We start from the raw sequence: 12968 nt of genomic DNA, 5'->3' as shown, positions 1-12968 counted from the left end.
CCCGCCGGACCGATACGCTGGCCCGCGGGCGCCCGACGCCCATCGTGCCCCGACCGCCCGGGCACCTGACAACCCACGCCGTGCCCCGCACGGTCCACCCCACGGGAGCCCCACATGTCCAGCCCCTCGCCCCTCTCCGCCGTCCCGCCGACGGAGACACCGACCGGACTCGGCGTGGACGTCGGCGGCACCGGCGTCAAGGTGGGGCTCGTCGACCTCGCGCGCGGGGAACTCATCGGCGACCGGCTCGTCCGCCCCACACCCCAGCCCGCCACCCCAGACGCCGTCGCCGCGCTCATCCGCGAGATGGTCGCCGAATTCGACTGGCGCGGCCCGGTGGGCGTCGCCCTCCCGAGCGTCATCCACGAGGGCGTGGCGCGCATCGCGCACAACATCGACCACTCCTGGATCGGCTGCGACGTCGTCGACCTCTTCGACCGGCACCTACCGGGCCGCACCGTCCTCATGCTCAACGACGCCGACGCCGCCGGCCTCACCGAGGTCCACTACGGCGCCGGTGAGGGCGTCGACGGGCTGGTCATCCTGCTGACGTTCGGCACCGGCATCGGCTCAGCCCTCCTGCTGGACGGCAGGTTGCTACCCAACACCGAGTTCGGCCACCTCATGGTCGAGGACATCGCCGGGCGCGGATTCGACGAGGCCGAGCACCTGGCCTCCGCCTCCGTCCGCGCCCGCGACGGACTGAGCTTCGAGGAATGGGCCCCACACGTGTCCAACGTGCTGCGCGCCATCGAGGACCTCCTGTGGCCCCGCGCCTTCGTCCTCGGGGGAGGTGTCAGCGAGGCCGCCGACCAATGGTTCCCCCTGCTCGAGAACCGCACCCCCGTCCGCGCGGCCGTCCGGCGTGGCGACGCCGGGATCATCGGCGCGGCCCTCTACGCCGCAGGTCACTCGGGGGTGCTCGACCTCGGCCGGGTACTGCCCGACGTAGGCGTCTGACCCGGGCTAACCCCGCCGGATGCAACCCCCCGGACAGAATCTCGTTACAATGGCGCAGGCCGGGAACACGTACCGGCCGGGGACGGGCCCGGTACCGCAAGGCGGACGGCTCGCATGTCTGCAGACCAGGCGGCATCGATCCCCGATTCCCATCGAGTAACCGGTTGTGAAGGGGCGTTTGTGGCAGCCACGAAGACCACCAGTTCGGATTCCGCGGCGAGCGGCGATCCGTCGGGCACCGAGGTCACTGGCGAGGCCCCCGCCAAGAAGACCGCCGCGCGCAAGGCGCCCGCGAAGAAGACGGCGGCCAAGAGGACCGCCGCCAAGAAGGCCCCGGCGAAGAAGACCGCCGCCAAGAAGACCGCGGCCAAGAAGACGGCCGCCAAGAAGACCGCCGCCAAGAAGACCGCCTCCCCCGCCGGCGCCGACGTGGTCGAGGACGACCAGTTGGACGACGTCGGGGACGCCCTCGAGGCCGAGCCCGACACCTCCGAACTGGAGGACGTCGAGGTCGACGTGGAGGACGTCGAGGACGAGGCGGCCGACGAGGAGCCCAAGGAGGAGCCCAAGGAGGAGCCCAGCGCCAAGGACAAGGCGTCGGGCGACTTCGTCTGGGACGAGGACGAGTCCGAGGCGCTCCGCCAGGCCCGCAAGGACGCCGAGCTCACCGCCTCCGCCGACTCCGTCCGCGCCTACCTCAAGCAGATCGGCAAGGTCGCCCTCCTCAACGCCGAGGAGGAGGTCGAGCTCGCCAAGCGCATCGAGGCCGGCCTGTACGCAACCTGGTACATGGCGCAGGTGACCGAGCGCGGCGAGAAGCTCACCACCGCGCAGCGTCGCGACTTCAAGTGGATCGAGCGAGACGGCGTCCGCGCCAAGAACCACCTTCTCGAGGCCAACCTCCGACTCGTCGTGTCGCTGGCCAAGCGCTACACCGGCCGCGGCATGGCGTTTTTGGACCTCATCCAGGAGGGCAACCTCGGCCTCATCCGCGCGGTCGAGAAGTTCGACTACACCAAGGGCTACAAGTTCTCCACGTACGCCACGTGGTGGATCCGCCAGGCCATCACCCGCGCCATGGCCGACCAGGCCCGCACCATCCGCATCCCGGTGCACATGGTCGAGGTCATCAACAAGCTCGGCCGCATCCAGCGCGAGCTGCTCCAGGACCTGGGCCGCGAGCCCACCCCGGAGGAGCTGGCCAAGGAGATGGACATCACCCCGGAGAAGGTGCTGGAGATCCAGCAATACGCCCGGGAGCCCATCTCGTTGGACCAGACGATCGGCGACGAGGGCGACAGCCAGCTCGGCGACTTCATCGAGGACTCCGAGGCCGTGGTGGCCGTGGACGCGGTGAGCTTCACGCTGCTGCAGGACCAGCTGCGCTCGGTCCTCGACACGCTTTCCGAGCGTGAGGCGGGCGTGGTGCGACTGCGCTTCGGGCTCACCGACGGCCTGCCGCGCACCCTCGACGAGATCGGCCAGGTCTACGGGGTCACCCGTGAGCGCATCCGGCAGATCGAGTCCAAGACCATGTCCAAGCTGCGCCACCCGTCGCGCTCGCAGGTCCTGCGGGACTACCTGGACTGACAAGACCGCTGCAGCGGGCCCTCGCCGGACGGCGGGGGCCCGCTCTCGTCTGGTCGGGCCGGCCGAGGTGTGCCTTACGCGTACACCGCCCTCTGCCATCGCGCGTCCTCCGGCGCGACACCGGCCCCCGCCTGCGGCGGAGAGGCGTTCACCAGCTGCGGAGCAGGCTGATCCGTTCGCGGATCTGCTCGGCGGAGGCCATCGGCACGGGCGGCCCTCCGCACGCGCTGCGCAACTGGGCGTGGATCGCGCCGTGCGACTTGCCCAGGCGCCCGGAGTACACCGACACCAGGGTGTTGAGCTGGCGTCGCAGGTCCTTGAGTTCGGCGGCGGAGGCCACCCGGTCTGCGGCCGCTCCGGCGTGGGCGCCGGGCCCGGCCGCGTTACCCGGGAGCGTCGTGCCGGCCACCGACGGGTCGGCGCCCACCACCGCCACCGCCCCTGGGCCGGAGGACGACTCGGCGGACCCGCGCTTGATCTGCTCCTTCTCCCGCTGCCGCAGGAGCGCCTTGACGTCGTCGGCGCCCAACAGCCCGGGCAGGCCGATGTAGTCGGCCTCCTCCTCGCTGCCGGCGAAGGTCGCGGTCCCGTAGGAGGACCCCTCGTACACGATCTGGTCGAGTTCGGCGTCGGCGCCGAGGGAGATGTATCCCCGGTCCTCCTCGTCCTCGGTGTTCTCGTCCTGCTGCTGGTTGGCCTGGGCGAGGAGCTGGTCCTCCAGCCCCTCTTCCCGGTGGGGCTTGCCCAGGACGTGGTCGCGCTGGGCCTCCATCTGCGAGGCCAGCTGCAGGAGCACCGGCACGGACGGCAGGAACACCGAGGCGGTCTCCCCCGGCCGGCGGGAGCGCACGAACCGGCCGATGGCCTGCGCGAAGTACAGGGGGGTGGAGGCGCTGGTGGCGTAGACGCCCACGCACAGTCGCGGGACGTCGACGCCCTCGGACACCATCCGCACGGCGACCATCCACTCGTCGGTGGAGTCGGAGAAGGTGCCGATCCGGCTGGAGGCCGTGGGGTCGTCGGACAGGACGAGCGTCGGCGGCGTGCCCGTGATCTCGGTGAGCAGGACCGCGTAGTCGCGCGCGCGTTCCTGGTCGGTGGCGATCACCAGCCCGCCGGCGTCGGGTACACCACCCGCGCGGATCTGCCGCAGTCGGGTGTGGGCGGCCTGCAGGACCGCCGGCATCCAGTCGCCGTGGGGATCCAGCGCGACGCGCCAGGCGCGGGACATCTGGTCGGCGCTGAGGGGCTCGCCGAGGCGGGCCGAGAACTCCTCGCCGGCGTTGCTCCGCCAGCGGGCCTCGCCCGAGTAGGCGAGGAAGACGACGGGCCGGACGACGCCGTCGGCCAGGGCGTCGGCGTAACCGTACGAGTGGTCGGCCTTGGATCGCTGGTGGCCCTGCCCGTCGGGTTCGTAGGTGACGAACGGGATCGGGCTGTCGTCGGACCGGAAGGGCGTACCCGTCAACGACAGGCGCCGCTCCGCGTCCTCGAACGCCTCGCGGATCGCGTCACCCCAGCTCTTCGCGTCGCCACCGTGGTGGATCTCGTCGAGGATCACCAGGGTCCGTCGCGACGCGGTGCGTTCGCGGTGTTTGAACGGGTGCGCGGCCACCTGGGCGTAGGTCACGACCACGCCGTGGTACTCGGGAGCCAGCGCGCCGGAGGAGTTGGAGTACTCGGGATCGAGCGCGATGCCGGACCGTGCGGCCGACGCGGCCCACTGGTACTTGAGGTGCTCGGTCGGCGCGACGACGGTGATGGCGTCGACTGTGCGGTCGGCGAGGAGCTCGGAGGCGACCCGCAGGCCGAACGTCGTCTTACCGGCGCCCGGCGTGGCCACGGCCAGGAAGTCCTTCGGCCGCGCCATGAGGTACTTGCGCAAAGCGGTCCGCTGCCAGGCGCGCAGCGAACCGCCCCCGGCGGGGCGGGGGGCGGAGTCTGCGGTCTGTTCGTCTGGGCCCGGGACCGCGCCGGGGTCACTCACCAGGCTTCAGGGTCTCGTAGACGCGCTTGCACTCCGGGCACACCGGCGAGCCGGGCTTGGCGGAGCGGGTGACCGGGAAGACCTCACCACACAGGGCGATCACGTAGGTGCCCATGACCGCGCTCTCGGCGATCTTGCTCTTGTCCACGTAGTGGAAGAACCTGGGCGCGTCGTCCTGCGTCTCCTCGGTCGTCGTGACCTCGGGGCGCTCGAGTGTCTTGGTCCGGGTGGTGCTCACACCCTCATGATGCCGCACCCGGGCGTCGCCGCGCCAACGCCGGAGTACCTTGGGCCCCATGGCACCCGACTTCCGCCGTCATCGATCCGGCGAACGGGACGACACCTCGAGACCCGTGCTCATCACGGGCGCGCGGGAGTCCTACCGGGACGAGCTCGCGGCCCGGAAGAAGCGCTACTTCGTGCTGATGAGCGTGCGGATCCCCGCGCTGCTCCTGGCCGCGGGGTCGCTCGCCCTCTGGAACAACCCGTGGATCGCGTTGGTGATCGTGGCGGGGTCCATCCCGATCCCGTGGATCGCGGTCATCGGGGCCAACGACCGGCCGCCCCTGCCCAAGGGACAGGCCCGGACGTACACGGCCGGGAGTCTGCCCTCGAACGCCCCGTACGCGTTACCGTCCAGCCTCACCGGCACCGCGAACGGCTCCCGTCCGGACGCCGACACCGGAGGCCGCCGGGCGATCGGCCCGACCGCCGCCCCGGGTGCGGCCGGCCGCGGCGGCGACTCCCGCGACCGGGCCGACGGCGGGCCCGACTCGCCCCGGACCGACCGCGGGCCCGACTCACCCCGGACCGACCCCGGGACCGACTCCCCCGACTCCGAGTCCCCCCGCAGCCACCCCACCCCCGACGAGAGCGACACCGACCAGTGACCAGCCCGACCCCGACCCTCGCCGATCTCGCGCCCGCGCTCGCGGACGCCTTCCGCCGACACGACTACACGGTGGCGGGCCTCGAGCGAGGGCTCGGGCCGGAGGCCGTCGCGGCGCTGGGCAGGTCGGACGCCGCGACGGTGCGCCGGCACGCGCGCTCGGCGGGTACGGCCGGGCTGCTGGTGCGCCTGTTCGTACTGGGTGATCCGCTGCCGACGTCCGCGGTGGCGGACGCGATCCCCGGCGTCGAGCCGCGCGCCGGCGTGGACGCCGGCCTGTGGGAGCTGGTCGACGACGGCGCGGCGCTGCGCGCGGTGGTCGACCTGCGCCCGGTGGACACCGGCCACGGGACGCGGTGGGTGTTCGCGGATCCCGACGGGTCGATGGTGCGGACCGTCACCCGGCCGGACCACGTGCTGGGGGTCGGCCAGGCGACGCTCTCGCTGCTGCGGGTCACGCCCACCTCGCCGACCGGGTCGGTTCTGGACGTGGGGACCGGGTGCGGCGTCCAGATGGTCCACGCGTTGGGCACCGCCGATTCCGCCACGGGGACCGACATCACGCCGCGGTGCCTCGAGCTGGCCGCCGCGACGCTGGCGATCAACGACCTGCGGGCCGAGCTCCTGCGCGGCTCGTGGTTCGAGCCGGTGGCGGGCCGTCGGTTCGACCGGATCGTCGCCAATCCCCCGTTCGTGGTGGGTCCGCCGGAGACCGGGCATTCGTACCGCGAGTCGGGACTGGCGCTCGATGGTGCGAGTCGGACGGTGGTCTCCGGCGCCGCCGACTATCTGGCGGACGGCGGGACGGCCGTCATGTTGGCGTCCTGGGTGGAACGCGAGGACACCGATTGGCGGAGCCGGGTGGCGTCGTGGGTGCCGTCCGAGGGCGTGGACGCCTGGATCCTCCGCCGGGACGTCTCCGAGCCGGGACTGTATGTGTGGACGTGGCTCACGGACGAGGGCATGGATCCGCGGGACGAGTCCACGTGGCGGGCGACGGACCGCTGGCTGGACCACTTCGAGGCCGAGGACGTCGCCGGGGTCGGGTTCGGCTACGTGTATCTCCGCCGCGTCGAGGGACCGTCGTCGGTGTTGTGCGAGGACCTCACCCATCCGTTCGGCGAAGGCCTCGGGGACGAGGCGGAGGCGTATTTCGCGCGCACCGCGTGGCTGCGCGCGGCCGCCGGGCGCCACGGCGGGCAGGACCGCGCACTGGACGCGACCGTGTTCACGGTCTCGCCCGACGTCCACCTGCACGTCTCGGAATCCCTCGCACCGACCGACCCGGAGGGGGCGGGCGCGCCGGGCGCGTCGACCGTGGTGGTGGAGCGCGTGACCGGCGCCCGCTGGCGCCACGAGATCGACCCTCTCACCGCGGCGGTGCTGAAGGGCGCCCGGACGGGCGCGCTTCCGTTGGAGGACCTGGTGGTGCTCGCCGCGGCCGGCGCCGGTGAGGATCCGGACGAGCTGGCCGCACCCGTCCGACGGGTGATCGCGGACCTGTTCGTGCACGGGTTCGTGGTGCCGGTCGGTGTGCCGGGCCTCCTGCCGCCGGGGGCCGTCGCCGCCGCGCCCGGGGGGCCGCGCGGGTGAGGGCGGTCATCTCGCGCGTCACCGAGGCGTCGGTGACCGTCGACGGAGAGCTCGTCGGGTCATTGTCGGCGCCCGGCCTCCTGGTATTGCTGGGGGTCTCGAACGACGACGACGAGGCGGACGTCGCGACGATGGTCCGCAAGATCTCGGAACTCCGGATCCTGCGGGAGGAGCGCAGCGTCGCGGAGGTGGGCGCCCCGGTGTTGGTCGTCAGTCAGTTCACGCTGATGGGCTCGACCGCCAAGGGCAGGCGACCGTCGTGGGCGAGGGCGGCTCCCGGGGACAGGGCCGAGCCCGTGGTCCGGGCGGTGGTGGCCGGTCTGCGTGAGCGGGGACTCGAGGTGTCCACGGGCGTGTTCGGCGCGATGATGCAGGTCCACTCCGTCAACGACGGCCCGTTCACGGTGTTGGTGGAGACGCCGGGCTCGGCCTGAGCCGCCGACGCGGCAGGGTGACGGCCTTTACGGCACGGTCCGTGACCGAAATCATCGGTCGGGGAACATTGCCGGCACCCCCGTCGTTGTAGGTGTACGTGACCGTGACCCGGGCACGCGCCTGATCCGTCCACCAGCAACCGAACGCCGGCCTCGTCACAAGGCCAGGCAGGAGGAGGAGACATGACGTCAGCCATCACCCGATCGGACCGTCGGACGGAGGCGGATCCGGAAGGCCAGAGCCCGAGCGCTGACCTGGTCCGTGTCTACCTCAACGGGATCGGCAAGACGGCTCTGTTGAACGCCGAGGACGAGGTGGAGCTGTCCAAGCGGATCGAGGCCGGTCTCTATGCCAAGCACCTGTTGGAGACCAAGAAGCGTCTCGGCCCGGTGAAGAAGGCGGATCTCAAGACGATCGTCGCCGAGGGCGAGGCCGCCCGCGCCCACCTCCTCGAGGCCAACCTGCGTCTGGTGGTCTCGCTGGCCAAGCGCTACACGGGCCGGGGGATGCCGCTGCTGGATCTCATCCAGGAGGGCAACCTGGGCCTGATCCGTGCGATGGAGAAGTTCGACTACGCCAAGGGCTTCAAGTTCTCGACCTACGCCACGTGGTGGATCCGCCAGGCCATCACGCGCGGCATGGCCGACCAGTCGCGCACGATCCGTCTCCCGGTCCACCTGGTCGAGCAGGTCAACAAGCTCGCGCGCATCAAGCGTGAGCTGCACCAGCAGCTGGGCCGCGAGGCCACACTCGAGGAACTGGCCGAGGAGTCGGGGATCCCCGCTCACAAGATCGAGGAGCTCCTCGACCACTCGCGCGACCCGGTGAGCCTGGACATGCCGGTCGGCGCGGACGAGGAGGCCCCGCTCGGCGATTTCATCGAGGACGCCGAGGCCACCAGCGCCGAGAACACGGTGGTGTCCAACGTCATGCACTCGGACGTGCGCGCCGTGCTGGCCACTCTCGAGGAGCGTGAGCAGCAGGTCATCACCCTGCGGTTCGGGCTCGACGACGGGCAGCCCCGCACCCTCGACCAGATCGGCAAGCGCTTCGGCCTGTCCCGTGAGCGCGTCCGCCAGATCGAGCGTGAGGTCATGGCCAAGCTCCGTGAGGGCCGTCGCGCCGACAAGCTGCGGTCCTACGCGGTCTGATCCTCCCCGACCCCGGTCACACTCCGGCGGCCCCGCCCACGAAGGGCGGGGCCGCCGCTCGTCTGTGCCGGTGCCCGCGTGGTCGTCGCCGCGGCCACCGGGCACCGGGCACCGGGCACCGGCGTCAGCGGAGCCTGCGGGGCCCCTCGTTCCCGCTGAAGAGGGGCGGCGGACCGAGCCGCACAGTGGCGTAGAGCACGGAGAGCCCGTCGGGTGCGGCCAGTCCGGGGTCGATCGCCAGGCGGCGCAGTTCGGGGACGTCCTCCACCAGACATGACACCCGCCCCATGAGTTCCACAAGTGCGTCGCGGTCGACCGGCGCGTCCCCCGCGTAGCCGTCGAGGATCGGCGCCGCCCGCGGTCTGCCGAGGAGCGCCGACGCCTCGGAGGGGGAGATGGGCAGTGTGCTGAACGCCCGGTCGGCGAGCAGGTCGGAGAGCATCCCGGACAGTCCGAACGAGATCAACGAGCCGAAGATCGGGTGGTCCGCGACGCGGATGGTCACCGCGACGCCCTTCGTGGCCATCTTCTGCACGTGCAGCGACCGCGACCCGGTCGTGGACTGGAGCAACGCGAAGGCGTGCCGCACCGCCGCGGAGTCGGCGAGGTCGAGGCGGACCCCCGACTGGTCGCTGCGGGTGCGCCACCGGTCACTCATCGCCTTGACCGCTACCGGGTAGCCCAGCTCGTCGGCCGCCATCACGGCCTGATCGACGTCGGTGACGACGCGGTAGTCGACGATGTCGATCCCGTAGCACTCGAGCAGGGCCCGGACCTGGCCCTGCGTGAGCTCGAACGACTCGGTCCCGGCGTGGAGCTGGGACAGCGAGTCCACGAGCTCGCGGGCCCGAGCGCGGTCGATATCGGAGTATTCGGCGGGCTCCTCGGCCGGCCGGTCGAGCCACTCGGCGTACCGCCGGGCCCGCACGAGCGCCGACACCGCGCGTTCCGGGTAGGGGTAGGACGGGATCGAACCGCGGGCCGCCACGCCCGACTCGTCCGTCACGGTCAACCCCTCGGGCAGGCCCTCGCCGGCGAGGAACGTACTCACCACCGGCTTGGCGCTCTCCGCCGCCGCCGCGCGGATCGCCTCGGCATAGGAGTCCGGATCCGTGGCGACCGGCGGGACGAACACCGTGAGAACCGAGTCGACCTCGTCTCGCGCGAGCGCGTCCGCGATGGCCTCGCGGAACTGTTCGGGCGACGCCCCGGCACCCAGGTCCACGGCGTGGGAGACGGTGAACCCCTGCTGGCGGGCGGAGTCCGCGCCGAGCCTGCCGACGGCCGAGGAGTTGCCCACGATCCCCAGGCGGCCGCCGGTGGGCAGCGGTTGGTAGGCGAGCAGGGTGGCGGTGTCGAACATGTCGGTGATGGAGTCCACCTGGATGAGGCCGGAGTCGCGGAACAGTCCCCCGATCGCGTTCGCGGTAAGCCCCTCCACGCCGGACTCCAGGTCGTCCACGGCCCGCCGCACGACCACGACCGGCTTGTTGCGGGCCACGCGCCGCGCGATCCGCGAGAACTTGCGGGCGTTACCGAAGCTTTCAAGGTAGAGCAGGACCACCTCGGTCGAGGTGTCCGTGTCCCAGTACTGCAGCAGGTCGTTACCGGACACGTCCGCGCGGTTGCCGGCGGAGACGAACGTCGACAGCCCGAGCCCGCGCCGCGCCGCGGCGGCGAGGATCGCGATGCCGAGCGCACCGGACTGGCAGAAGAATCCGGCCCGGCCCGGGCCGGGGACGACCTCGGCCAGCGTGGCGTTGAGCTTGACGTCGGCGGAGGTGTTGATCACACCGAGCGCGTTGGGGCCGACGACGCGCATCCCGTGCGCCCTGGCCTCGCTGACCAGTCGTCGCTCCGAGACGACTCCCGCGCTCCCCACGTCGGAGAACCCGGCGGAGATGACGACGAGCGTCGACACCTCCTTGGACAGGCAGTCGTCGAGGACCTCCGACATCGAGGCGGCGGGCACGGCGACGACGGCGAGGTCGACGGGATCCGGGATGTGCCGGACGCTCGCGTACGCGCGGACCGACTGCACCGAGGTGGCGTCCGAGTTGACGGGGTAGACGGGGCCGGCGAACCCGTTGCCGATGAGGTTGCGCATGACGGTGTGGCCGATCTTGCCCACCTGGTCGGACGCGCCGATCACGGCGACCGATCCCGGGTTCAGCACCCGCGCCAGGCTCCGGGCCTCCGCCGCGGCCTCCCGCGAGTTCCGGACGTTCGTCAGCGCCTCGGTGGGATCGATGGCGAACTCGAGGTGCAGCGTGGAGCCGTCGAAGGACCGTGAGATCTCGTACCCGGCTCGGCGGAACACCTGGATCATCGACCGGTTCTCGGAGAGGACCTCAGCCTCGAAGTGGTCGATCCCGCACTCGGCCGCCGCGCCGGCCAGGTGCTCGAGGAAGATCGAGCCCAGCCCCCGGCCCTGGTGCTGATCGGAGATCGTGAAGGCGACCTCCGCGAACGTGGAGTCCGGCAGCCGTTCGTAGATCGCCATCCCGATGATCTCCGCGCCCAACTCGGCGACGAACGCCATCCGGTCGCGGTAATCGACGTGGGTCATCCGCCGTAGTTCCCGATCGCTCAGGACGTCCCGGGATCCGAAGTAGCGCAGGTAACGGGTGCGTTCGGACAGGCTGGTGTGGAAGCGGGCGATCTTCTCGGCGTCGTTGGGCAGGATCGGGCGGATCCGCACCGCCCGGCCGTCCGAGCCGAGGACGTCCGCGGCCCACTCGTGCGGGTAGCCCTCGGGGTACTCGTCGACCGAGGTGTCGGTCGAGGCGTGCTCGGGCGGATCGACCGCGGGGGTCGGATCGCCCGGACGCCCGCCGGGTTCCGGGGTCTCGGTCGCGGTGGGGCCGGTCGAGGGGTCGCCGGGGTGCGCCATGGGGTCCTCCAATGCGAGGTCGTGCCGGACGGGGCTCGAGAAGCGGTCAGTCCCGGGGGTCGTCGGGATCGAGCCCCAGCAGGGGGTAGACCGTGCGACGGGTGTCGAGGATCGACTGGTCCAGCCGGGCCAGCGAGCGGTCCATCTCGACCCCGCGGTCGGCGCCCGCCGGCTCCCACGGTGCGAACGTCGGCATCTCGCCGTCGCCCATCACCTTCGGGACCCGATCGGGAACGGTGAGCCGACCGGCGGCGGACCGCCACCCCTCCGGGATCGCCGTGCCCGGGTCGACCGGCGCCCCGAGAACCGCCGCGATGAGGTGGGTCCACGAGCGCGGGACCACCCGCACCAGCTCGTAGCCACCGCCGCCGACCGCGATGAGGCGCCCCTCGCAGAGCTCGTCGGCCAGGGCGATGACGTCAAGGTATGAACGCCGGTGTCCGTCGACGGTCAACGACAGATCGGCGAGGGGGTCCTCGCGGTGCGAGTCGCACCCCGCCTGCAGGACGATGATCTGCGGTTCGAACGCGCGCAGGACGCCCGGGACCACGGCGTGGAAACCGCGGAGCCAGAGGTCGTCGGTGACCGCGGGCAGGAACGCGAGGTTGACGGCCGTGCCCTCCGCGCGGCCCACGCCGGCCTCGGACGCCCAGCCCGTCGACGGCCAGAGGGTCGCGGGGTGCTGGTGCAGTGAGACCGTGAGGACGCGGGGATCCTCGTAGAACGCGGTCTGGACGCCGTCGCCGTGGTGGACGTCGATGTCGACGTAGGCGATGCGGTCGAAACCGTTGTCCAGCAGCCAGCTGATCGCCACGGCCGCGTCGTTGTACACGCAGAATCCGGCGGCGGCCGCGGGCATCGCGTGATGCATCCCGCCGGCGACGGAGACCGCGCGCGTCGCGGCCCCGCTGGCCACCGCGCGGGCGGCCGTCAGCGTGCCGCCGGCGACCGCCGCGCTGGCCTCGTGCATCGCCGGGAACGTCGGGTTGTCGGCCGTGCCCAGACCGTGGCTCATCCCGACGTGCTCCCCCGGCGACAGGTCGCCGGCCGCCTTCACGGCGTCGATGTAGCGCGAGGTGTGCACCCGCAGCAGCTCGTCGTCACCGGCCGTGCCGGGATCGAGCAACTCCACCCCCTGCAGCACGCCGAGTTCGGTGGCCAGCGACATGGTCAGGTCGAGGCGCCTCGGACTCATGGGGTGATCGGCGGAGTGTCGGTACTCGAGCAGCGACGGGCTCCACACCACCTTCGCCTCGACGCCGTCCGCGATCCCGGCCATGGCCACCGCCCTCTCGTCGGACCGGGTCTCTCCCGGCCCGCGCACCCCGCCAGATCCGTGGGGTACATCACCTCAACAATCTACGCGGCGACGACGGGGGCGGCCGATGAACGTCGGCTCCCCACCCCGGTCGGTGGCCCGACGGTAGTCTCGGTGTGAGAACCCGGTCGGTGTCGTCACCCACCGGGATG

Annotated in this window: 10 protein-coding genes; 6 read left to right on the top strand and 4 right to left on the bottom strand. The window is 71.9% G+C overall.

Annotated elements, in window-relative coordinates:
* The first annotated feature begins 114 nt into the window (after positions 1-114).
* Both ppgK and C3V38_RS13255 read left to right on the top strand, forming a co-directional pair.
* The gene (gene ppgK, locus C3V38_RS13260; protein WP_061229552.1) at positions 115-960 is read left to right on the top strand and encodes a polyphosphate--glucose phosphotransferase; all 846 of its coding nucleotides are present in this window, start codon (positions 115-117) and stop codon (positions 958-960) included.
* 114 nt (positions 961-1074) lie between these two features.
* On the top strand, positions 1075-2550 hold the full coding sequence (locus C3V38_RS13255) for an RNA polymerase sigma factor (protein ID WP_165001120.1): 1476 nt from the start codon (positions 1075-1077) through the stop codon (positions 2548-2550).
* A 148-nt stretch (positions 2551-2698) separates the two neighbouring features.
* Here the strand turns inward: C3V38_RS13255 and C3V38_RS13250 are convergent, their stop codons facing one another.
* Complete coding sequence (locus C3V38_RS13250; protein WP_106385975.1) at positions 2699-4537, bottom strand: DEAD/DEAH box helicase; 1839 nt, start codon at positions 4535-4537, stop codon at positions 2699-2701.
* Positions 4530-4775 carry a DUF3039 domain-containing protein gene (locus tag C3V38_RS13245; RefSeq protein WP_106385974.1) on the bottom strand — a complete coding sequence of 82 codons (246 nt, stop codon included), beginning with the start codon at positions 4773-4775 and terminating at the stop codon, positions 4530-4532. The genes C3V38_RS13250 and C3V38_RS13245 overlap by 8 nt, the downstream gene beginning before the upstream one ends.
* Before the next feature lie 58 nt (positions 4776-4833).
* Between C3V38_RS13245 and C3V38_RS13240 the strand changes: the two genes are divergently transcribed.
* The 4 genes from C3V38_RS13240 to C3V38_RS13225 all read left to right on the top strand — a co-directional run bounded on the left by C3V38_RS13240 (position 4834) and on the right by C3V38_RS13225 (position 8605).
* Entirely contained in the window at positions 4834-5427 is a 594-nt protein-coding gene (locus C3V38_RS13240) for a DUF3099 domain-containing protein (protein WP_106385973.1), read from the top strand.
* Positions 5424-7019 carry a methyltransferase gene (locus C3V38_RS13235; RefSeq protein WP_106385972.1) on the top strand — a complete coding sequence of 532 codons (1596 nt, stop codon included), beginning with the start codon at positions 5424-5426 and terminating at the stop codon, positions 7017-7019. The genes C3V38_RS13240 and C3V38_RS13235 overlap by 4 nt, the downstream gene beginning before the upstream one ends.
* The gene (gene dtd / locus C3V38_RS13230; RefSeq protein WP_061228813.1) at positions 7016-7453 is read left to right on the top strand and encodes a D-aminoacyl-tRNA deacylase; all 438 of its coding nucleotides are present in this window, start codon (positions 7016-7018) and stop codon (positions 7451-7453) included. The genes C3V38_RS13235 and dtd overlap by 4 nt, the downstream gene beginning before the upstream one ends.
* 183 nt (positions 7454-7636) lie before the next feature.
* Positions 7637-8605 (top strand): sigma-70 family RNA polymerase sigma factor, encoded by a 969-nt coding sequence (locus tag C3V38_RS13225; RefSeq protein ID WP_061228814.1) that lies wholly within the window; start codon positions 7637-7639, stop codon positions 8603-8605.
* A 124-nt stretch (positions 8606-8729) separates the two neighbouring features.
* Here C3V38_RS13225 and C3V38_RS13220 read toward each other — a convergent pair whose 3' ends face one another.
* Both C3V38_RS13220 and C3V38_RS13215 read right to left on the bottom strand, forming a co-directional pair.
* The gene (locus tag C3V38_RS13220; protein WP_106385971.1) at positions 8730-11498 is read right to left on the bottom strand and encodes a GNAT family N-acetyltransferase; all 2769 of its coding nucleotides are present in this window, start codon (positions 11496-11498) and stop codon (positions 8730-8732) included.
* Between the two features lie 46 nt (positions 11499-11544).
* Positions 11545-12777 carry an acetoin utilization protein AcuC gene (locus C3V38_RS13215; RefSeq protein ID WP_043566431.1) on the bottom strand — a complete coding sequence of 411 codons (1233 nt, stop codon included), beginning with the start codon at positions 12775-12777 and terminating at the stop codon, positions 11545-11547.
* Between the last annotated feature and the right edge of the window lie 191 nt (positions 12778-12968).

This window comes from Dietzia sp. oral taxon 368 (assembly GCF_002999155.1).
Classification (GTDB): domain Bacteria; phylum Actinomycetota; class Actinomycetes; order Mycobacteriales; family Mycobacteriaceae; genus Dietzia; species Dietzia cinnamea.
The sequence above is the reverse complement of the archived record's forward strand: the minus strand, read 5'-3'. Positions and strand labels throughout refer to the sequence as shown.